19 protein-coding genes and 3 tRNA genes are annotated in these 19,956 nt (G+C 63.4%); 9 read left to right on the top strand and 13 right to left on the bottom strand.

The features are described 5' to 3' along the window. The first annotated feature begins 39 nt into the window (after positions 1-39). From ASE26_RS21495 to ASE26_RS21485, 3 genes are read left to right on the top strand one after another with little or no spacing between them, the layout of a single operon-like run. Positions 40-987 (top strand): LysR family transcriptional regulator, encoded by a 948-nt coding sequence (locus tag ASE26_RS21495; protein WP_055926096.1) that lies wholly within the window; start codon positions 40-42, stop codon positions 985-987. Beyond that, positions 984-1,934 (top strand): D-2-hydroxyacid dehydrogenase, encoded by a 951-nt coding sequence (locus ASE26_RS21490; protein WP_057246910.1) that lies wholly within the window; start codon positions 984-986, stop codon positions 1,932-1,934. The genes ASE26_RS21495 and ASE26_RS21490 overlap by 4 nt, the downstream gene beginning before the upstream one ends. Further along, complete coding sequence (locus ASE26_RS21485) at positions 1,931-4,081, top strand: sensor histidine kinase (protein WP_057246909.1); 2,151 nt, start codon at positions 1,931-1,933, stop codon at positions 4,079-4,081. The genes ASE26_RS21490 and ASE26_RS21485 overlap by 4 nt, the downstream gene beginning before the upstream one ends. On the opposite strand, the gene ASE26_RS21480 is transcribed toward ASE26_RS21485, so the two are convergent. From ASE26_RS21480 to ASE26_RS21460, 5 genes are read right to left on the bottom strand one after another with little or no spacing between them, the layout of a single operon-like run. Further along, positions 4,078-5,493, bottom strand: coding sequence for a glycosyltransferase family 2 protein (locus ASE26_RS21480; protein WP_057246908.1), 1,416 nt, complete (start codon positions 5,491-5,493; stop codon positions 4,078-4,080). The two genes, ASE26_RS21485 and ASE26_RS21480, sit on opposite strands and share 4 nt — an antisense overlap. Continuing rightward, complete coding sequence (locus ASE26_RS21475) at positions 5,490-6,539, bottom strand: HEAT repeat domain-containing protein (protein WP_162259191.1); 1,050 nt, start codon at positions 6,537-6,539, stop codon at positions 5,490-5,492. The genes ASE26_RS21480 and ASE26_RS21475 overlap by 4 nt, the downstream gene beginning before the upstream one ends. Beyond that, positions 6,517-7,260, bottom strand: a complete 744-nt coding sequence (locus tag ASE26_RS21470) for a YaiO family outer membrane beta-barrel protein (protein ID WP_057246907.1) — start codon at positions 7,258-7,260, stop codon at positions 6,517-6,519. Before ASE26_RS21470 ends, ASE26_RS21475 begins: the two co-directional genes overlap by 23 nt. Next, positions 7,257-7,640, bottom strand: coding sequence for a response regulator transcription factor (locus ASE26_RS21465; protein WP_057246906.1), 384 nt, complete (start codon positions 7,638-7,640; stop codon positions 7,257-7,259). The genes ASE26_RS21470 and ASE26_RS21465 overlap by 4 nt, the downstream gene beginning before the upstream one ends. 13 nt (positions 7,641-7,653) lie before the next feature. Then, the gene (locus ASE26_RS21460; protein WP_055926079.1) at positions 7,654-7,884 is read right to left on the bottom strand and encodes a hypothetical protein; all 231 of its coding nucleotides are present in this window, start codon (positions 7,882-7,884) and stop codon (positions 7,654-7,656) included. A 112-nt stretch (positions 7,885-7,996) separates the two neighbouring features. On the opposite strand from ASE26_RS21460, the gene ASE26_RS21455 reads away from it, so the two are divergent. Further along, on the top strand, positions 7,997-8,176 hold the full coding sequence (locus ASE26_RS21455) for a hypothetical protein (RefSeq protein WP_055926267.1): 180 nt from the start codon (positions 7,997-7,999) through the stop codon (positions 8,174-8,176). Positions 8,177-8,178: 2 nt separating this feature from the next. Here the strand turns inward: ASE26_RS21455 and ASE26_RS21450 are convergent, their stop codons facing one another. The 6 genes from ASE26_RS21450 to ASE26_RS21425 form a co-directional block, all read right to left on the bottom strand. Then, positions 8,179-9,075 (bottom strand): LysR family transcriptional regulator, encoded by an 897-nt coding sequence (locus ASE26_RS21450; protein WP_055926075.1) that lies wholly within the window; start codon positions 9,073-9,075, stop codon positions 8,179-8,181. 167 nt (positions 9,076-9,242) lie between these two features. Then, entirely contained in the window at positions 9,243-10,379 is a 1,137-nt protein-coding gene (locus ASE26_RS21445; protein WP_055926071.1) for an alpha-hydroxy acid oxidase, read from the bottom strand. A 69-nt stretch (positions 10,380-10,448) separates the two neighbouring features. Beyond that, a complete protein-coding gene (locus ASE26_RS21440) occupies positions 10,449-10,916 on the bottom strand; it encodes a DUF3016 domain-containing protein (RefSeq protein WP_156397869.1) in 468 nt (155 codons plus the stop codon). Positions 10,917-10,987: 71 nt separating this feature from the next. Further along, positions 10,988-11,064 (bottom strand) — tRNA-Arg (locus ASE26_RS21435). A 55-nt stretch (positions 11,065-11,119) separates the two neighbouring features. Continuing rightward, positions 11,120-11,196 (bottom strand) — tRNA-Arg (locus ASE26_RS21430). A 95-nt stretch (positions 11,197-11,291) separates the two neighbouring features. Further along, positions 11,292-11,368, bottom strand: a tRNA-Arg gene (locus tag ASE26_RS21425). 385 nt (positions 11,369-11,753) lie between these two features. Here ASE26_RS21425 and ASE26_RS21420 point away from each other — a divergent pair. From ASE26_RS21420 to ASE26_RS21410, 3 genes are all read left to right on the top strand, one after another. Continuing rightward, positions 11,754-12,566 (top strand): response regulator, encoded by an 813-nt coding sequence (locus ASE26_RS21420; protein ID WP_055926065.1) that lies wholly within the window; start codon positions 11,754-11,756, stop codon positions 12,564-12,566. 47 nt (positions 12,567-12,613) lie between these two features. Further along, positions 12,614-15,358, top strand: a complete 2,745-nt coding sequence (locus ASE26_RS21415; protein WP_082507128.1) for an ATP-binding protein — start codon at positions 12,614-12,616, stop codon at positions 15,356-15,358. Between the two features lie 126 nt (positions 15,359-15,484). Beyond that, positions 15,485-16,456: a diguanylate cyclase domain-containing protein gene (locus tag ASE26_RS21410; protein ID WP_055926062.1), complete on the top strand. Its 972-nt coding sequence runs from the start codon at positions 15,485-15,487 to the stop codon at positions 16,454-16,456. Positions 16,457-16,490: 34 nt separating this feature from the next. Here ASE26_RS21410 and ASE26_RS21405 read toward each other — a convergent pair whose 3' ends face one another. Then, positions 16,491-16,907: a hypothetical protein gene (locus tag ASE26_RS21405; RefSeq protein ID WP_055926059.1), complete on the bottom strand. Its 417-nt coding sequence runs from the start codon at positions 16,905-16,907 to the stop codon at positions 16,491-16,493. A 122-nt stretch (positions 16,908-17,029) separates the two neighbouring features. Between ASE26_RS21405 and ASE26_RS21400 the strand changes: the two genes are divergently transcribed. Beyond that, a complete protein-coding gene (locus ASE26_RS21400; protein WP_055926056.1) occupies positions 17,030-18,661 on the top strand; it encodes a response regulator in 1,632 nt (543 codons plus the stop codon). Here ASE26_RS21400 and ASE26_RS21395 read toward each other — a convergent pair whose 3' ends face one another. Then, positions 18,662-19,156, bottom strand: coding sequence for a hemerythrin domain-containing protein (locus tag ASE26_RS21395; protein ID WP_055926053.1), 495 nt, complete (start codon positions 19,154-19,156; stop codon positions 18,662-18,664). A 115-nt stretch (positions 19,157-19,271) separates the two neighbouring features. On the opposite strand from ASE26_RS21395, the gene ASE26_RS21390 reads away from it, so the two are divergent. Further along, complete coding sequence (locus ASE26_RS21390) at positions 19,272-19,955, top strand: sensor histidine kinase (protein WP_055926050.1); 684 nt, start codon at positions 19,272-19,274, stop codon at positions 19,953-19,955. Position 19,956: the final 1 nt, after the last annotated feature.

Raw genomic sequence — 19,956 nt, 5'->3', positions numbered from 1 at the left:
AATTGATTGTTCAGAATCTCGAACAATGAAGGTGGACTCATGAATAAGCTCCAAGCAATGGAAGTCTTCGTACAGGTGGTCGACGCCGGCGGCTTCACGCGCGCCTCGGAATCCCTGCAGCTGCCCAAGGCCACCGTATCGACCCTGGTGGCCGGCCTGGAAGCGGCGCTATCGGTCAAGCTGCTGCACCGGACCACGCGCCACGTTTCCGTCACCGCCGACGGCGCCGCCTACTATGAAAGATGCCTGCGCATCCTGGCCGACGTGAAGGACGCCGAGGAGTCGCTTTCGCGCACCCGCCTGAGCCCGCGCGGCCGGCTGCGGGTCGACGCGCCGACCGGGCTGGCCAACGAAATCCTGGTGCCGGCCCTGCCTTCCTTCTTTGAACAATACCCGGATATCCAGCTCGAACTCGGTTGCAGCGACCGCCCGGTCGATTTGATCGAGGAAGGCGTCGATTGTGCAGTGCGGGGTGGCCAGTTGGCCGATTCCACCCTGATTGCGCGGCGCGTCGGCCTGCTCAATTTTGTCACCTGCGCGGCGCCCTCCTACCTCGAGCGCTTCGGAACCCCCAACCACCCGCGGGACCTGGAACGGCACCGCTGCGTAAACTATTTCTCGTCCAAGACTGGCAAAATATACAACTGGGACTACACGCGCGACGGCGAGCGGATCGAGATGATGCTGCCGGGCGTGGTGGCACTGAACGACTCCAACGCTTACCTGCAGGCCGGGCTGGCGGGCCTGGGCATCATCATGATGACGGATGTGCAACTGGGCAGCCACGGCAAGGATGGCCGCCTGGTGCAGGTCCTGGAAGACTGGATCACCGACCCGCTGCCGATCCACGTGGTGTACCCGCAAAACCGCCACCTGTCGGCCAAGGTGCGGGTGTTCGTTGAATGGGTGGCGGACCTGATGGCCAGCCATCCCCAAATGCGGCTGCGTCCCCTCGCCGCTTCCCTGCCTGTGGAGCCGACAGTATGACCGAACGCATCGTTTTCCTGGACCGCGACAGCATCATCGCCGATATCCGGCGTCCTTCATTCGCCCACGAATGGGCCGAATATCCGGCCTCCAGCGCCGCCGAAGCGATTGGACGCCTGAAGGGCGCCACCATTGCAATTAGCAACAAGGTGCCGTTGCGGGCCGAGGCGCTGGCTGCCCTGCCCGGCCTGAAAATGATCGCGGTGGCCGCCACCGGCACCGATATCGTCGACCTGGCGGCGGCGCGCGGGCGCGGCATCGTGGTGTCGAACATCCAGGGCTACGCCCGTGCCGCCGTGCCGGAGCACACTTTTGCGCTGATGCTTGCGCTGCGCCGCCAGCTGCTGGCCTACCGTGCCGACGTCGAAGCGGGAATGTGGGAGAAGTCGCCGCGTTTCTGCCTGTTCCACCACCCGATCCGCGACCTGCATGGCAGCCGCCTTGGTTTGCTGGGCTACGGCGACCTGGGAAAACAGGTGGCGCACCTCGGCCGCGCCTTCGGCATGGAAGTGCTAGTGCATACCCGCACGCCGGCCAACGACCCCGACGTGCGCGACGTAAGCTGGGACGAACTGCTCGAAACTTCTGACGTATTGAGCCTGCACGCACCGCTGACCGACGCCACGCGCAACATCATCGGCGCCGCCGAACTGGCACGCATGAAGCCAAGCGCCATCCTGGTAAATACCGCGCGCGGCGGCCTGGTCGACGAAGCAGCGCTGGCTGGCGCCTTGCAGCGCGGCCTGATCGCCGGCGCCGGCTTCGACGTGTTGTCGAAGGAACCGCCGCTGCCCGACAATCCCCTGCTGCGCCTGCGCCTGCCAAACTTCCTGCTCACGCCCCATTCGGCCTGGGCCAGCGGGCAGGCGATGCAGGGCCTGGCCGACCAGCTGATCGACAATATCGAAGCCTTCGCCGCCGGCCAGCCGGCCAACCGCGTCGCATGAAACGCGCACGCCCGAAGGCGGGAATCGGCACCTATCTTGCCATCGCGTTTTGCGCATTGGCGATCGCCATGGGCGCGATTCTGGCTGCCGTCATCGCGCGCACTGCCGGCAACCAGGTCAAGGCCGATATCGGCAGCGCACTATCCGACCTGGCGCAGCAGGCGGCCGACAAGCTCGATCGCAATATGTTCGAACGCTACCGCGAGGTACAGTTGCTGGCGCAGCGTCCCGACATGGGCGGTGCCGCTTCGACGGCAGCACGCCGCACCACGCTGGAGCTGCACCAGCGCAGCTATCCTCACTATGCCTGGATCGGTGTCACAGGCCGCAACGGCCGCGTGCTGGCCGCCACCGGCTCGCTGCTGGAAGACTTCGACGTCAGTGAGCGTCCCTGGTACCGCAATGCCCAGGCTGGGACTTTCGTCGGCGACGTGCATGATGCGGTCATGCTGGCCAAGCTGCTGCCTGCGCCGGACATGCAGGCGCAGCGCTTTGTCGACCTGGCCTTCCCGCTGGCCGACGGCAGCGGCGTGCTCGGCGCCCACCTGTCATGGCAATGGGCGCGCGAGCTGGAACGCTCGGTGATCGAACCGGCCAGCACGCACCGCCAGGTGCAGGCGATCATCGTCGACCGCGACGGCAAAGTGCTGCTCGGGCCCGACGGGCTGCTGGCCAGGACCTTGCCCCTGCCGGACGAGGGCAACGGCTACCGGGTGCAACGCTGGCCCGATGGCGTCGACTACGTGGTCGGCTATGCACGCACACGCGGTCACGCCGCCTACCCTGGCCTTGGCTGGACGGTGCTGGTGCGCCAGAGGGTTGATACCGCCTGGGCGCCGGTGCGCTCCTTGCAGAAGCGCGCCTGGTGGCTGGGCGTGGCGATGGCGGCCCTGCTGCCCTTGCTGGCATTCCCGCTGGCGCGCCGCATTGCCCGGCCGCTGAGCGAGCTGGCCGACGCCGCCGACCGTATCCGGCGCGGTTCAGCCGCTGAATTGCCGCAACTGGCGCCCTACGCCGAGGTGCAGGCGCTATCGCGCACCCTGAATTCCCTGGTTGCCAACCTGGAAGGCCGCGTCAGCGCCCGGACCAGCCAGTTGCGCGACGCCATGCAGCGCATTGCCGCCATTATCGAAACCGCGCAGGATGCCTTCATTGCGGTGGGCCCGGACGGCTTCATCACCGACTGGAACCCTGCCGCCGAGCATATGTTCGGCTGGCCGCGCCAGGAAGCCGTGGGCAAAAGCTATATCGAGATGCTGGTGCCGCAACGCTTCCGCACGCAGCAGGAAGCCGCATTGGCCGCCGCCCGCGGCAGCGAAGCCCCGGATTTCGGCCGCCGCGTGCAGCGCACCCTGATCCGGCGCGACGGCGAGGAACTGACGGTGGAAGCCAGCATCAGCCGTCCGGCCAATGGCCTGTTCTGCGTCTTCCTGCACGATATCTCCGAGCGCCGCCAGGTCGAGGAAATGAAGAACGAATTCATCGCCACCGTTTCGCACGAGCTGCGCACGCCCATGACGTCGATCCGCGCCTCGCTATCGATGCTGGTCGACGGCGGCGCCGGCGGACTGCCGCCGGATGTGCAGCACCTGGTCAACATCGCCTACCAGAGCAGCGAACGGCTGGTGCGCCTGGTGAACGATATCCTGGATATCGAGAAGATCGAAGCGGGAAAGATGGAATTCCGCACCGACGCGCTGGAGATTGCACCGCTGCTCGACGAAGCCGTCGACGCGGTGCGCGGCAGCGCGGCGCAGCGCCCGGTGGCGCTGGAGCGCAGCGGCAGCGGGCGCGGCTTGCGCGTGCGCGGCGACCACGATCGCCTGGTGCAATTGCTGGTGAACCTGTTGTCGAACGCCATCAAACACTCGCCGCAATACAATTCGGTGACGCTCGACTGCCGCGTGGTAGCGGCAGGCATCCGGCTATCGGTCAGCGACAATGGCCCGGGAATTCCGGAGGCGTTCCAGGCGCGCGTCTTTGCCAAATTCGCCCAGGCCGACAGTTCGGATACGCGACTGAAAGGCGGCACCGGCCTGGGGCTGGCAATTTGCCGCGCCATCGCCGAACAGCACGGCGGCATCATCGGTTTCGATACGGAAGAAGGCCGCGGCACGACCTTCCACGTGACCTTGCCGGCGCTTTAATTCATGTCCTGCTGCCAGTCGGCCTTGCGGGTCATCACGCCCCACTTGGCCTCTTCGCGGATGGCCCACTTGTACAGGCCGATCAGGCGCCACCAGCTGTTGATCTGCCGGTAGCCGAAGTTCTCAAGGACGACAACCGCCGCCAGGATCAGCAATTGGCTTGGCCGCGGATACAGGTGGAAGGAAATTTCCTCCAGCAGCAAACCGAAGGCCGACAGCAGGATGCCCAGCCCGATCGCCAGGAACAGGAAGATCCCGAACGACTCCCATGACACCCAGCCCTGCCACCAGGCCAGCGCCATGAAAATATAGCCGAACAGCTCGATGAAGGGCCCCAGCCACTCGAACAGCACGAAGAACGGGAAAGCCATCCAGCCCGCTACGCCGCCATGGCGGCTGAACATCAGGCCCCAGTTGGTGGTAATGCTCTCGGACAGGCCGCGCGACCAGCGGATGCGCTGGTTGCGCAACTGCTTGCGGTCTTCCGGCGCCTCCGTCCAGCACACCGGGTCCGGTACGAATTCGATCCTGTATGGCACGCCGCGGGCGCGCAGCTTGCGGTGCATGCGCACCACCAGCTCCATGTCTTCGCCGATTGCCTTCGGGTTGTAGCCGCCGACGGCCACGACGGTGTCTTTGCGGAACAGGCCAAACGCCCCGGAGATGATCAGCATGCCGTTGATCACCGACCAGCCCATGCGGCCGAACATGAAGGCGCGCAGGTATTCAACCACCTGGAACAGGGCCCAGGGATTGGTCGGCATGCCGACCCGGGTCAGGAAGCCGCCGCGCACTTCGCAGCCGTTGGCAATACGCACCGTGCCGCCGGTGGCCACCATCAGCGGATCGCCGAGGAATGGCCGCACCAGCCGCTGCAGGCTGTCGCGCTGCAGGATCGAGTCGGCATCGACACAGCAGAACAGCGGGTAGCGCGCCGCATTGATGCCGGCATTGGTCGAATCGGCCTTGCCGCCGTTGACCTTGTCCACAATGCGCAGGTTCGGAAAACGCGTCGAGCGGTAGATGGCATGCACCGGCCTGGTCTCGAGCTGGATGCGGTAAGCCTCGGGGAAAGGCACCAGCGCAAACTCATCGATCATTACCTGCAGCGTGCGGTCGGTGGAGCCGTCATTGATGACGATGACTTCCATCTCCGAATAGGAAAGCTGCAGCATCGAGCGGATCGAGGTGACGATGGTCGCTTCCTCGTTATAAGCCGGCACGACCACGCTGATCGGCGGCTCCAGCGCCGAATACACTTGCGGCAGGTCGTCCAGGATCGCCTCCTGCGAGCGCCGGCGCAGCGCATACATGGCCAGGAAGTTCAACATCAGGTAGCCGCCATTGAGCAGCACAAAATACACCAGCACGCTGATCGAGATGATCTGGATCAGAAGCGGATTGGGCGTCATGCGGCCTCCTGTTCCGCCGTCACCTGCGCAATCATGTCGGCCGCGTAGCGATCGCCGGCGTTGCGCAATTGGGCCAGTTCTTCATTGGTCAGGAAGGGCAATGCCAGCAAGGCTTGCGCCGCGCGATAGCGTACCCACCATTGCGGATCCGACAGCAAGGCGCGCAGGCGGGCCACGTCGCTGCGGTCCCCCATCTCGCCCAGCGCCCGCACGGCCTGCAGGCGCACGCGCCAGTCCTCGCTGGCAAGGTGGCGGCGCACTTCATCCACTACCCCGGGGACATGCGACATGCGCAAGGCGGCCAGCAGCACTTCCTGCTCCCTGCTGGCAAGGTAGCCGCGCAGCTGGGCCAGCGGCAAATCCATGCGCAAGGCCGCCACCAGCCGCAGCGCTTGCGGCAGTTCGGCCGGCGTTACGCGCGCCAGTGCATCGGCCAGCACCGGCTGCCATTCCGCGCGCGCGTTCTGCAGGATATTGGCCAGCTGCGACAGCGGCCAATCGCCGCGCCGCAGCAGCAAAGGCGCCATTTCATGCGCCGCACGCGCTGCGTCGGTTTGCACCAGCGCCCACAAGGCGTGCACGGACGATGCACTGTCGGCACTGTGGGCGGTACGGGCCAGGGCGGCCCAGGAATCCTTGTCGCGCATATGGCCAAGCGCCAGGATCGCCAGCAGCCTTTCGGCGCGGTTGCCGCCCGCCAGCAGCCCCCTGACCTGCTCGTCGCAGCCGAGGCGGCGCGCGATGCCGTTCAGGCCTTCGCTTGCCTCGCCGCGCACCGCCTGCTGCAGGTGCAGCCACAGCTTGATGAACAGCAGGCCGTCGCGCCGCGCCAGTTCCGGCAGGTTGCCCACCGGCTCTCCTGCAACGGCGGCATTCAGCAGCGGTCGCCATTTCAGGGTCAGTTCCTGTTCGCGGCGCTGCATGCGGCGCATCGACAGGCGCAGCCAGATGATCTGCAGTCCGACCAGCGCGGTCAGCGCCAGCGCACCAGCACCGGTCCAGAATGCGATCTGGAGGTAGACGTCAGAAGGCAGCTTGTAGTCCAAGATTGACCCCGTTGCGCACGTAAAAATCGCCCTGGCGGGTAGACGCCAGGGCATAAGTGACGGCCCAACGCTGGTCAAACCAGTGCCGCCCAACCAGGGCGGCCGACTGCACGCTGGTCAGGCGCGTGGTGCCGGCGATATTTGCTGCTTCCTTGCCCACGGCGACGGACAAACCGACCGCGCTGCGGTCGTTATAGTAATAACTGCCGCGCAGCTCTGCGCTATGCGCGGTCGTGCCGAAAGCGCGCGCCGCGCGCCAGGCGCCGGAAAAACTGTAGCTGCCGACATAGCGCTCCAGCATCAGCAGGCTTTGGTTGACGTGGACGTCGTTGTAGCTGCTGCTGCGCCCTCCTCCATGCACCAGCCAGCCTTTGGCGAATTCATACTGCAAGGTCGCGCCCAGCGCGCGGCGCGCCAGGATCCGGTGCTCGCTGCTGAAATTGCCGTCGACGGAAGCGGTCAGCCGCCCGGACAACGGCATGTCGGCGCCGGCGCTGAACTGGGTTTCCCCGATACCGAAACGCTCGATGCGCGTGACGCCGGCGCCAAATCCCAGCCGCGGCGCCGCCTGGTGGCGTACGCTGAGCGACGTTTCGTGCCAGTTCGCGGCCGGTCCGCTCAAATGATCGATGCCGTGGTTGATGCCAATCGTCGTTTGCGCCGCCGCCGGCAAGGCACTGCAGGCAAGTGCGGCCAGGGTGGCCAGGGTGGCGGCCTTCATACCTGCTCCTTCAAGTGGCGCCGCACGCGCGCCAGCAGTTCATTGGGCTGGAATGGCTTGACCACATAATCGTTGGCGCCTTCGTCGAGCGCGCGCACGATGTCTTTTTCCGTGTGCTTGGCGGTCAGCATCACGATCGGCACCTCCTGCCAGCCCTCGCGCTGGCGGATGATGTGCACCAGTTCGAAACCATCTATATAGGGGAGCATTACGTCCAGCAGCACCAGCGATGGCGGCGTTGCGGTGGAGACAATGGCCTTGCGAGCCGCCAGGCCATCGGCAGCGAGAGTGGTCTGGTAACCTTGCCGCTGCAGGATGAAAGTCAGGATTTGGCCAATATGTTCGTCGTCTTCAATTACCAGGATGGAGGTGTCGGGCATAAGTTCTCAGGTTCTATTGCGCATCGAATTCTGCGGCGGCCTTGGCCGACCACAGCGCCTCATTATAGGTAGCAAAGGGAATATCGTAGCGTTCGACAGAACCGTCTTCGCCGATGAAATAGGTCCACCAACCTGCCGGGTCGGGAACCAGGGCGATGTCTTTGGGCTTGCAATGCTCGTGCAAGTCATCTCCCACATCGAGTGTGATGATGCGGGTCTTTCGGTGTCGGATCAGCGTGGCCATGGCGCGTTCTCCCATCGGGTGATGGTGCATTGTAATGCCGATTTTTCTCCGTTAACCAACTAACGGTTGAAAAGCGTTGCGCGTGGCAAGCTTCGTCGAGGAGGATCGCACCATGAACGCATCAGCCACCCAGCAACCGCTCAATCCCGGCGACCAGGCGGCGCCCGGCACGCCGGGCAGCGGCGAAGGCATCTGCCCGCTCTGCAGCGGTTGCGGCAAAACGCCGGACGGCCAAAGTTGCCCTAACTGCGGCGGCTCCGGCCGCGTCATCGAGGGCATCGGCGGCGGCTAACGCTAGCCCGCGCCCAGGCGCTGGCGCAGGAAGTCGATGAACAGCCGCGTGCGCGCCGGCAGGTGGCGGGTTTCGGTCAGCGCATGCACCATGATCGGCTCCATGTGCCAGTCCGGCAGCACGCGCCGCAGGCGCCCGGCCTGCACTTCCTGCTTGGCCAGCAGCGGGTCCAGCGCCGAAATACACAGGCCATTGGCCGCAAACGACATGCTGAGCGCCGCGCTGTTGGTGGCGTAGCGCGAGTGCGCCATCACCTCCACCACTTCCTCGCCGCGATACAGTTTGCGCCAGATATCGGGCAGACGGCTGGAAAACGAGCGACCGCACATGGTGTGCTGCACCAGGTCGCAGGCATGTTCCAGCGGCGGCATCTTGGCCAGGTAGACCGGCGAGGCGTACAGGTAGCGCGGCATCATGGCAATGCGCCGCACAACCAGCGTGGACGGCGCGGTGGGCGGCTGGCCCATGCGGACCGCCACATCGAAAGGCTCCGACTGCAAATCCACGGCGCGCGATGAAATATCGAATTCCATCTTGATGTCCGGGTACATGTCGGCGAACTCGGTCAGCACCGGCGCCAGGTAGCCGACGCCGAAACTGGAAGTCATGGTCACGCGCAGGATGCCGGCAGGTTTTTCCGACCAGTCCAGCAGCGCTTCGTGGGCGCTCATCGCTTCTTCCACGATGCCCTGGCAGCGCTTGAAATAGGCTTCGCCGGCCCCGGTCAATTCCACCTTGCGGGTGGAGCGGTGCAACAGGCGCAGGCCGATGGATTTCTCCAGTTCGGCGATATTGCGCGACAGGGTGGAATTCGACATGTCCAGTGCGTCGGCGGCGGCGCGGAAGCTCTTGCGCTTGGCCACTTCGACGAACAGGCGCATATGGTGCAGCCGGTCCATTCATTGCTCCATTTTTGGGATATTCAATTCGATTATAAGCATTTATCCCAACAATGAAACAGTTCACAATGCGCTTACTTCGACCTTTAGCAGAAAGGAAACGCAAATGAACAACACTGAACCCACCCTGTTTGATGAATTATGCAAGCTCCTGGCCGGCCTGGTTTTCAGGGCAGGAGGATCTCCCTGCTGACCTGCTGGATATCGCGTTTGCCGCAGAAGGCCATCGAGATATCCAGTTCGTTGCGGATGATTTCGAGGCAGCGTGTGACGCCGGCCTCGCCCATCGCCCCCAGCCCGTACAGGAAGGGGCGCCCGATATAGACGCCGCGCGCACCCAGCGCTACGGCGCGCAGCACGTCCTGGCCGGAACGCACGCCGCCATCCATATGGACTTCGATCTGTTTGCCGACCGCTTCCACAATGCCCGGCAGCGCCGCGATCGAGGATGGCGCGCCATCGAGCTGGCGCCCGCCATGGTTGGAAACAATCAGCGCATCGGCGCCGCTATCGGCCGCCAGGCGCGCATCCTCGGCATCCATGATGCCCTTGATAATCAGCTTGCCGCCCCAGCGATTCTTGATCCATTCGACGTCGTTCCAGGACAGGCTGGGATCGAACTGCTGGCTGGTCCACGAGGACAGCGAAGACATGTCCGACACCGATTGCGCGTGGCCGACGATGTTGCCGAACTGGCGCCGCGTGGTGCCCAGCATGCCGGCGCACCAGCGCGGCTTGCTGGCCATGTTCAGCATATTGGCGATAGTCAGGCGCGGCGGCGCCGACAAGCCGTTGCGCAAGTCCTTGTGGCGCTGGCCCAGCACCTGCAAATCCAGCGTCAGCACCAGCGCCGAGCAGTTCGCCGCCTTGGCGCGGTCGATCAGGCGATTGATGAAATCGCGGTCCTTCATCACATATAGCTGGAACCAGAACGGCTTTGTCGTATGCGCCGCCACATCCTCGATCGAGCAGATGCTCATGGTCGACAGCGTGAACGGGATGCCGAATTTTTCCGCCGCGCGGGCTGCCAGGATTTCGCCGTCGGCGCGCTGCATGCCGGTCAGCCCGGTCGGCGCGATCGCTACCGGCATCGCCACTTCCTGCCCAGCCATGGTGCTGCGCAGGCTGCGGTTGTTCAGGTCTACCGCCACGCGCTGGCGGAACTTCAGCCGCTGGAAGTCCTCTTCATTGGCGCGATAGGTGGATTCGGTCCAGGCGCCGGAATCGGCATAGTCATAGAACATGCGCGGCACGCGGCGCTTGGCCAGGCGGCGCAGGTCTTCGATGCAAGTGATGAGTGTCATTCCCGCATATTAGCGCAGGAATTGCCGCTCAATCATCAGCATTGCTGACTACCGGGTGTATGAAATCTTTTAGTGCTGATGGAGGACGTCTTTGCGGAACCAGTCGTCGAGCATTTGCTTTTCGTGGCCGTACAGGTCGCGATCGTAGCGGTTCACGCCCATCATATAGCCGGGATCGGACAATTTGCTGTCGCCGCTGCTGATTACCTTGCCATCTTGCTCGATAAGGTAGCGCAAATGGATGCGCGGCCAGTCGGCCTGCCCCCTGAGCACGCGGATATCGCGCAGCGCGACGCGGGGAAATTCATCGCCGGCCAGGTCTATATCCAGGAATTCGACTTTCAGCGCCTGCCCTGCCGGCAGTTTTTCCGACAGAAGACTGAGATGTTCGCGCAACAGGAACTGCATGTCATCCCGCTTCTGGTAATCGCGCGGCACGTCGGTCATCTTGCCGATATCGACAAACGTGACGGTCGCGCCGGCAAAGGCGCTGCTGGACACGGCCACCAGCAAGGCAGCATGAATGAGCTTGTTCATGCCTGAAGTATAGGCCGCAAACGGCAAAAAGGAAAAAGGGTCCACACCTCCCGGTATGGACCCTTTCAATTTGGTGCGGCTGGCAGGAATCGAACCCACGACCCCTTGGTTCGTAGCCAAGTACTCTATCCAGCTGAGCTACAGCCGCAAAACTTGCTTTTTCCTCGCCGCTCGACAGCGACGGCTACAACACTTACAAAAACTGGTGCGGCTGGCAGGAATCGAACCCACGACCCCTTGGTTCGTAGCCAAGTACTCTATCCAGCTGAGCTACAGCCGCAAAAACTAAATTATAACAGTCAGTTATGCATACTACCAACTTCCTGCTACTCCCCTCGCTCGACAGCGAAGGGCTCAAACATTTGCTGCAAATTCTGGTGCGGCTGGCAGGAATCGAACCCACGACCCCTTGGTTCGTAGCCAAGTACTCTATCCAGCTGAGCTACAGCCGCTTAAGAAGCAGGATTATATCGCATGAATTTCGTTTTGGAAAGCTTACGTTCTACTCAACTTTCCAAGGCGAAACCGGCGTTTCCGGCTCTTTCCTGCGCAGTATCCTGTGCAAGGAGGCAGCATTATATGTGGGGGTTTTCCGATTGTCCAGCACTGCGAAACAATTTCTTTTATTGCCTTATGGACATTATTACTTCATTCATGAAACGTATTTCTCTCATCATGAATCGAAATTGGATCTTTATTCCGCGATGCAGCATCATTCACCTGTCTCCTCTATTCTCCTCCAAGAAAATAGAATTCGGGCCCGCAGCTAGCGGGCCTTTTTTTTTGTCGCCCTTGGTGTAGCATTGCCCATATTGACATCCCGGCACTGATACAAACATGGCGCAAATCGCAGGTGAAAGCATGGCAACCCAGGACTGGTCGCGCGCCGACCTCGGCCCGCAGGAGGCCTGGCCCCAGGCCTTGCGCCTGGCGCTGGACATCATGCTCAACACCCCGCTGCCGATGCTGCTGCTGTGGAGCCGCCGGCAAATCATGCTCTACAACCAGGCCTATGCCAGCAATGTCGGCACTGCCAGCACAGTTCCGCCCGGCGGCACTGTGCCGGCCGTGCCACCTTCGGCGTGGAGTTGGAACCCGCAAGCCATCGAACAAGCCTGGAGCGGGCAAAGCCTGGTCTTCCTGCGCCAGCCTCTGAAGCTGTGGCGCGACGGCCACATGACGGAAACCAGCTTCGACCTGCATTACACCCCGGTACGCGGCACCGACGGCGAAGTCGCCGGCATCCTGTGCACCCTGGCCCCGGCCAGCGCCGCCGCCCTGCCCTCCGCCGCGGCCAACGATGGCCACTTGCGCATCCTGGTGGTGGAAGACAACCAGGACGCCCGGTACCTGGTCTGCGAAATGCTGCGCGCCTTCGGCCACGAGGTCAGCGCCGCAGCCAACGGCGAAGCGGCGCTCGCACAGCTGGCCGAAGCGGAATTTGACGTGCTGTTCAGCGACGTCAGCCTGCCTGGCATGAGCGGCGTCGAACTGGGCCGCACCGCCCTCCAGCGCCAGCCGCGCCTGCGCATCGTCTTTGCCTCCGGCTACAGCCAGTCTTTGACCAGCCACCTCGACTTTCCCGCCGTTTCCATGCAAAAACCCTACGACATCGAACAACTACAGCAGGTGTTGCAAGGTTTGCATTAGGCAATGGTGCGGCGGCAAGTTGCTTGTCAAGGCTACAATCGAACGTTATGAGTCCCGATCCCCGCACGCACAATGTACTGGATAGCATGGGTGACGGCTTCGCCGTCATTGCCCGGGACTGGACCGTCCAATACCTGAACCCCAGGGCGGCGGACATGCTGTTGCCGCCGGTGACCTCCTTGCACGATCCGCGCGGCCAGAACTTATGGCACGCCTTTCCCGCCCTGGCCGGCGGCGCGCTGGAAGCGCCGCTGCGCCGCACGCTCGAGCAAGGCCTGCCGGCCGCCTGCGAACTGTTTTACCAGCCCAGCCAGCGCTGGATGGAAGTGCGCGCCTGGCCTTCGCCGCTGGGCATGACCTGCCTGCTGCTCGACATCCACCAGCGCAAGCTGCATGAGCGCGGCCTGCGCGAAAGCACCAACCGCCTGCAAGTGGCGCTGGCCGCCGGGCGGCTCGGCGATTGGGAATGGAGTGCCGCCACCAACCAGGTGCGCCTGGGGCGCCGCGCTGCGGAGATCTTCGAGCTGCCGGCAGAAATCCCGATCACCTGGCCGGTGCTGCGCGACCGCATCGCGGCGGAAGACTTCGAGGTGGTCGAGCAGGCCTTCTCCGACGCGGTGCAATTGCGGCGCGATTTCAATGTCGAATGCCGCATCCGGCACCGCGACGGCGCCATCTGCTGGCTGTCCGTCATCGGACACGGCGACTTCAGCGACGCCGGCGAATTGCGCGGCGTGATAGGCATGATGCAGGACATCACCGCGCGCAAATCCACCGAAGACGCCTTGCGCAACAGCGAAGAAGAACTGCGGGCACTGGCCAACAGCATGCCGCAACTGGCCTGGATCGCCAGCAGCGATGGCGCCATGATGTGGTACAACGAGCGCTGGCAGGAATACACCGGCATGGACGACTGGAACATGCTGGGCGAAGGCTGGCGCCAGGTGTATGCGCCGGAAGCCATTCCCGCCATGCTGGCGCACTGGCGCATTTCGGTGGAAACCGGGCGCCCTTTCGAAATGGAGTTCCCGATCCGCGCGCGCGACGGCCAGTACCGCTGGTTCCTGACGCGCGCCAACGCCATGCGCGATGCCAGCGGCCGCATCCTGCGCTGGTTCGGCACCAGCACCGACGTCGACCAGGTCAAGCGCGTGCAGGAACAGCTGCGCGATGAAACCAATATCCTCGAACTGCTGAACAGCACCGGCACGGCGCTGGTGCAGAACCGCGACCTGCATTCGCTGCTGCAGGACGTCACCGATGCCGCCACCAGCATTTCCGGCGCGCGCTTTGGCGCCTTCTTCTATCACGGCGCCGACGGCGACGGCGGCAAGCAGGCCATGCATACCTTGTCGGGCGCACCGCCGGACGATTTCCAGGGCCTGCCGCATCCCCATGTACGCAGCGGCCTGGCCGTGCCGGTACTGGCGCGGGCCGGCGAAGTGGTGGGTACGCTGTTCTTCGGCCACCCCGAACCGGATATGTTCAACGAGCGCACCGAACGGATCGTCAGCGGCGTGGCGGCCCAGGCCGGCATCGCCATCGACAATGCGCGCATGGTCGACGCCGCCCAGCGCGCCGCGGAAGAGCGCAAGGTACTGCTGGACCGCGAACGCAGTGCGCGCGCCGAAGCCGAACGCAGCAGCCAGATGAAGGACGAATTCCTGGCCACGCTGTCGCACGAACTGCGCACGCCGCTGACCGCCATCCTCGGCTGGGCGCAGGTACTGCGGCGCGGCAACCGCACGCAGGAAGAGCAGCTGCGCGGCCTGGAAACCATCGAGCGCAACGCCCGCGCCCAGGCGCAGCTGATCGAAGATTTGCTGGACATGGGCCGCATCACCTCCGGCAAGGTGTTGCTCGATATGAAGCTGCTGATGCCGGCCGTGGTAGTCGATGCCGCCCTGGAAGCAGTGCGCCCGGCCGCCGAGGCCAAGGGCATCCGGCTGGAACGCGACTTCTCGGCCACCGGCCACGTGGCAGGCGACGCCAACCGCTTGCAGCAAGTGGTGTGGAACCTGCTCACCAACGCGCTCAAGTTCACGCCGCGCGGCGGGACCGTGCGCGCTTCGATCTGGGCCCACGAGGGGCACGTCGACATCACCGTCAGCGACAACGGCCTTGGCATCCGCCACGAATTCCTGCCCCATGTATTCGAGCGCTTCCGCCAGGCCGACGCTTCCACCACGCGCCGGCATGGCGGCCTTGGGCTCGGCCTGTCCATCGTCAAGCACCTGGTGGAACAGCACGGCGGCACGGTAGCGGCAAGCAGCGAAGGCGAAGGCATGGGCTCCAGTTTCAGCGTACGGCTGCCGCTGGCAAGCGGGGAAATCCGCGCCGCGCGCATGCACAGCCCGGCACGCAGCGAGCGCGCGCCCTTGCCCGAGCTGGGCTTGCGCGACCTGGCGGGCCTCAAAGTGTTGCTGGTGGACGACGAGGCCGATGCGCGCGAGCTGGTCGGGCGAATCTTGCGTGATTGCAACTGCGAAGTGCAGTGCGCCGCCAATGCCGCCGAAGCGATTGCCCTGGCGCGCGGCAGCCACTATGACTTGCTGGTGAGCGATATCGGCATGCCCGATGTTGACGGATTTGAATTATTGTCAAGGATCCGGGCCCTCGGGCCGGCGCGCGGCGGCGCCTTGCCTGCCATCGCGCTGACCGCCTTTGCCCGCCCCGAAGACCGCCTGCATGCGCTCGAATCAGGCTTCCTCGATCACGTGCCAAAACCCATAGAGCCTTCTGAATTGGTAGCCACGATTGAACGGGTTTGCCACGCCAGCAAGAGTGGCTGAGGCCTACCCAAGCACGGGAAAATGTCCTACAAGAAACTTGCGAAATCTTTGCTAGACTGGTTAATGACACGTGCGCCACGGCAAACTGTCGCAAGATACACTGAGAGTCCAGTTCCCGAGACCGCCATGCCAAGCCCTGATGAGATCCTGAATGCCAAGATCTTGGTAGTTGACGATTGTGCAGACAATATCGACCTGATGTTGGAGATTCTGCGCGATGCCGGTTACACCAATGTGACGGCCACTATGCTACCGGAGCAGGTTTGCCCCCTGCACCGCCAGCATCGCTATGATCTGATCCTGCTCGACCTGCAAATGCCGGAACTGAATGGTTTCCAGGTCATGAAAGGCCTGAAGGAGATCGAGCAGGAAGGCTACCTGCCGGTGCTGGCCCTGACGGCCCAGCCCAGCTTCAAGATCGCCGCGCTGGAAGCCGGCGCGCGCGACTTTATCAGCAAGCCGTTCGACCTGCTCGAAGTACACAAGCGCATCCATAATATGCTGGAGGTGCGCCTGCTGTACAAGGAACTGGCCTCCTACAGCAAGCAGCAGCAGGAACTGGCACTGCACGACCCGTTGACCGGCCTGCCCAATCGGCGCCTGCTGGAAGACCGTATTGCCAACGCCTTGCAGCACGCCGCGCGCCAGCAGCGCCGCGCAGCCGTCATGTACCTCGACCTCGATGGCTTCAAGGCCATCAACGATACCCACGGCCATGCCTACGGCGACGAAATCCTCAAGCAGGTCGCACAGCGCCTGGTCAATTCAGCGCGCAAGGAAGATACCGTGGCGCGCATCGGCGGCGATGAATTCGTGATTGTGCTGGGCGAAGTCGGCACCCTGGCCGATGCGCAGGAACCTGCCAGCAAGCTGGTGGAAGTGGTGGCCCAGCCCTACCAGGTCAATGGCCTGACGCTGCAGCTGTCGACCAGCCTTGGCATCGCGCTCTACCCTGACGATGCCGGCACGGTCGACAACCTGATGCATGTTGCCGACGCCGCGCTCTACGAAGCCAAGCGTACCGGCAAGAACCGTTATTGCGCTGCAGCGCATACGGACGCGGTGCCGTCGCCGCAAGTCCACGTTACTGCAGCCTGAGCCGGCAGCCTGATACGACAGGCCGCCATGCAGGTCATGAAGTGGTTTCAGCCTCGCGCCCGATTTCCGTCGACTCCTCGACCTTGCCGGCATGCTGGTGGTCTTGCTGTGCGTCGACTTTTTCCGGAGCCACTTCGATGCGCGTAATACCGGCGTCAACCGAGATCGGATCGCTGGCGGGGAACGTCATTTCAACCGCATCATCCAGCAATTCTTCCTTGGCTTTTTCAGCTGGCGCAAGCTGCTCTTCGTCGGCCAGGATTGAAATGGCGCAAGCCCAGCGCACGAAATTGAGCTGCGCGAATTCGCGCACCGTGCTCACGCCGAACGCAGCTTGCAGGGCCTTGGCATCCTTCTGGCTCAAGCCGCGCAAGGCGCTTACTGGTGCATCGGCCAATTCGCGGAAACTCTTGCCCACATACTCTTTGTCAACGATGGTGTCGATATTCATGGTCACTCCTCCATTGGACGAGTTTTCACTATGGCAGCAGGGCTGCCGGCTGACTGTGCGCGTGCGTACACAACGCGTGTTCGATTGGCATGGGTTCTTTGACACAGTAAATAGGCGCAGCTATGATCAGACTGGTGGACAAGCCTAAGATCCTCGTCGTCAATGACGACGCCAACAGCCTCTTCGCACTGACGAACCTGCTCGAGCAGTGGGCAGCGCAGGAGAATTATGAAGTCGTCGCCGCGCGCTCTGGCGAGGAAGCCTTGCGCGAAGTGCTCACGCACGACTTCGCCGTGCTCCTGCTCGATGTCAATATGCCGGGCATGGACGGCTTTGAAACGGCGGAAGCTATCCACCAGCGCCCGCGCTCATCGGACATTCCCATCATCTTCATCACCGCCTTCGTGGCGGATGAACTGGACCGCCTCAAGGCTTACCAGAAAGGCGCGGTCGATTTCCTGTTCACGCCGGTGATTCCGCAAGTGCTGCACGCGAAGATCAGCGTCTTCGTGTCACTCGCCACCAAAAACGAAGAGTTACGGCGCCAGGCGCGCCAGCTGAGCCAGCGCACCACCGACCTGATCGCCAGCAACCAGCGCCTGTTGCGCGAGATCGAAGAACGCAAGACCGCCGAGCGCGCCAGCCACGCCAAGGATGAATTCCTGGCCATGCTGGGCCACGAGTTGCGCAACCCCTTGTCGGCCATCAGCAGTGCCGCCTCGCTGATCGGTTTGCCGGGCGTGAACGCCGACAGCGTGAGCCATGCAAAAAAAATCATCCAGCGCCAGAGCCGGCACCTGGGCCGTATCGTGGACGACTTGCTTGACCTGAGCCGCGCCATGTCAGGAAAGATCTTGCTCAACCGGCTGCCGCTCGATATGTCGGCCCTGCTCAAGACCACGCTGGAAACGTTCCGCGCCACCGGCCGGCTGGAAGACTACCACCTGTCAGTCGAGATCGCCCCGTGCTGGGTCAATGGCGACGCCACCCGCCTGGAACAGGTCATCAGCAACCTGCTGGACAACGCATTGAAATACACAGCGGCCGGCGGACGCATCGAGCTGCTGAGCGATGTGGACGATGGCGAAGTAACGATCAGCGTGCACGACAGCGGCGTCGGCATTTCGGCCGACCTGCTGCCGCAAGTGTTCGACGTTTTCGTACAAGGCGCCAGCACGCTGGACCGCGCGCAAGGCGGCCTCGGCATCGGGCTGTCGCTGGTGCGCCGCTTGGTGGAACTCCATGGCGGCAATGTGTATGCTGAAAGCGATGGCCCAGGCGAAGGCAGCACCTTCACCCTGCACTTGCCCTGCATCGAGCATGTGATTGAACCGAAGGCGATACCCATGGAAACAAGCGAACAGCCGAAGCCAGCCGTGCTGCTGGTGGAGGATAACGACGACGGCCGCGAAATGATGGCCATGATGCTGGGCTGCTACGGCTACCCGGTGCAGCATTCGGCCGACGGCTTCCAGGGCCTGGCCAAGGCTGCTGCCGACCGGCCCGACATTGCCCTGGTCGACATCGGCCTGCCGGGCATCGACGGCTATGAAGTGGCACGCCGCATGCGGGCCAACCCGGAGACCCACCACATCAAGCTGATCGCCCTGACCGGCTACGGCCTGGCAGACGACCAGCGGCGCGTGATGGATGCCGGCTTCGACATGCACCTGGTGAAGCCGGTCGACGTCGACCAGCTGCTGCGCGCCATCGACCAATGCCTGGCGCGCACGCCGGCCACCATGCGCTCCTGATCAGACCCGCATGCGTCCGGCCTGGCCGGCGCTCGCCTGCGGCATGCGCGGCGGCACGAACTCGATTTCGTCCTTGCGCGCTTCGATCTCGCGCGCCATGGTTTGCAGGTCGAGTCCGGCCTTCTTCGCCAGCGGGAACATCTCACCCTCTTCTTCCTTGACGTGGTGATTGATGTATTCGCCCAGCACCTTGACCTTGGCGTCGAACAGCTCGTCGTGCGGGTCCATTTCGCCGATCTGGGCGATCAGGTCCTTGGCGCTGGAGTGTTCGACCGTCGCCTCATCGACCAGGTCGTCAGCTTCTTTCGATGCCGCCCGCACCGCCGGATAAAAGATTTCTTCTTCCGCCGTGGCGTGCTTGGTCAGTTCGAGGCAAATCCTGTCGGCCAGCTTCTTTTTGCTGGTAAAGGCGCGGTCGCCCAGGCCCTCGAACTCCTTGAACATGGCTTTGACGTTGGCATGGTCTTGTTTCAACAAAGCAATAGCGTCTTTCATTTTGCGTCTCCTCTGGTGAGCTGCCAGATTGACAGGCGCACTGCTGGCTGTATGTGCGCCACCCCACGACCATCCTCATGTATGATCAAGGCAATAAACATGGACTGCCAAACATATGTCTGCTAACACGGACGCCGCCGAACTGCGGGAGCTGCTGGGTTACGTCAACAATTGCTGGGACGATGAACGGCGCGCCCTGTCGCGCCAGATGCACGACAGCCTCGGTTCCTCGCTGACGGCCCTGACCATGCATCTCGGCCTGCTCACCTCCAAGCTGCCGCCGGAGCCCGCCTTGCTCGACCGCGCCGCGCAGATGAAAAACCTGCTGCACAACATCATCGAAACCAACCGCGGCATGCAGCACAAGCTGTGGAACGACAAGCTGGAATTCCTCGGCTTGCGTGTGGCGCTGGGTGAACTGGTGGCCCAGTTCGGCGCGGAACAGCTGATGAAAGCCCAGTGCAGCCTGCCGGAAGACGAACCGGCCTGCCCGCGCGCGCACCGCGTGGTGCTGCTGCGCGCCGCGGAAGAAGGCTTGCGCAACGTGGCCACGCATGCACGCGCCAGCAAGGTCGACGTGATCGTCGACGATATGGACGACAGCATCGTCCTGACAGTAAAGGATGACGGCGTCGGCCTGGGCCAGACCGCCGTTGCGGATGGCGACTGGCACCAGCACCACGGCTTGCGCATGATACGCGAGCGCGCCATTTTCCTCGGCGGCTGGTTGTCGCTGGCCGCCAATGGCAAGCAAGGCGCTGTCCTGAGCGTCACCCTGCCCAAGCCGCCGATAAGCTGAA

The organism is Duganella sp. Root198D2 (assembly GCF_001428585.1).
GTDB lineage: Bacteria > Pseudomonadota > Gammaproteobacteria > Burkholderiales > Burkholderiaceae_D > Rugamonas.
Note: the sequence above shows the minus strand (reverse complement) of the source record. Positions and strands in the feature narration are given on the sequence as shown.

Bases quoted from the DNA above. Each gene is read 5' to 3' on its own strand.
- ASE26_RS21495 (WP_055926096.1), top strand. From the start codon at position 40: ATGAATAAGCTCCAAGCAATGGAAGTCTTCGTACAGGTGGTCGACGCC.
- ASE26_RS21490 (WP_057246910.1), top strand. From the start codon at position 984: ATGACCGAACGCATCGTTTTCCTGGACCGCGACAGCATCATCGCCGAT.
- ASE26_RS21485 (WP_057246909.1), top strand. From the start codon at position 1,931: ATGAAACGCGCACGCCCGAAGGCGGGAATCGGCACCTATCTTGCCATC.
- ASE26_RS21480 (WP_057246908.1), bottom strand. From the start codon at position 5,493: ATGACGCCCAATCCGCTTCTGATCCAGATCATCTCGATCAGCGTGCTG.
- ASE26_RS21470 (WP_057246907.1), bottom strand. From the start codon at position 7,260: ATGAAGGCCGCCACCCTGGCCACCCTGGCCGCACTTGCCTGCAGTGCC.
- ASE26_RS21465 (WP_057246906.1), bottom strand. From the start codon at position 7,640: ATGCCCGACACCTCCATCCTGGTAATTGAAGACGACGAACATATTGGC.
- ASE26_RS21460 (WP_055926079.1), bottom strand. From the start codon at position 7,884: ATGGCCACGCTGATCCGACACCGAAAGACCCGCATCATCACACTCGAT.
- ASE26_RS21455 (WP_055926267.1), top strand. From the start codon at position 7,997: ATGAACGCATCAGCCACCCAGCAACCGCTCAATCCCGGCGACCAGGCG.
- ASE26_RS21450 (WP_055926075.1), bottom strand. From the start codon at position 9,075: ATGGACCGGCTGCACCATATGCGCCTGTTCGTCGAAGTGGCCAAGCGC.
- ASE26_RS21445 (WP_055926071.1), bottom strand. From the start codon at position 10,379: ATGACACTCATCACTTGCATCGAAGACCTGCGCCGCCTGGCCAAGCGC.
- ASE26_RS21440 (WP_156397869.1), bottom strand. From the start codon at position 10,916: ATGAACAAGCTCATTCATGCTGCCTTGCTGGTGGCCGTGTCCAGCAGC.
- ASE26_RS21420 (WP_055926065.1), top strand. From the start codon at position 11,754: ATGGCGCAAATCGCAGGTGAAAGCATGGCAACCCAGGACTGGTCGCGC.
- ASE26_RS21415 (WP_082507128.1), top strand. From the start codon at position 12,614: ATGAGTCCCGATCCCCGCACGCACAATGTACTGGATAGCATGGGTGAC.
- ASE26_RS21410 (WP_055926062.1), top strand. From the start codon at position 15,485: ATGCCAAGCCCTGATGAGATCCTGAATGCCAAGATCTTGGTAGTTGAC.
- ASE26_RS21405 (WP_055926059.1), bottom strand. From the start codon at position 16,907: ATGAATATCGACACCATCGTTGACAAAGAGTATGTGGGCAAGAGTTTC.
- ASE26_RS21400 (WP_055926056.1), top strand. From the start codon at position 17,030: ATGATCAGACTGGTGGACAAGCCTAAGATCCTCGTCGTCAATGACGAC.
- ASE26_RS21395 (WP_055926053.1), bottom strand. From the start codon at position 19,156: ATGAAAGACGCTATTGCTTTGTTGAAACAAGACCATGCCAACGTCAAA.
- ASE26_RS21390 (WP_055926050.1), top strand. From the start codon at position 19,272: ATGTCTGCTAACACGGACGCCGCCGAACTGCGGGAGCTGCTGGGTTAC.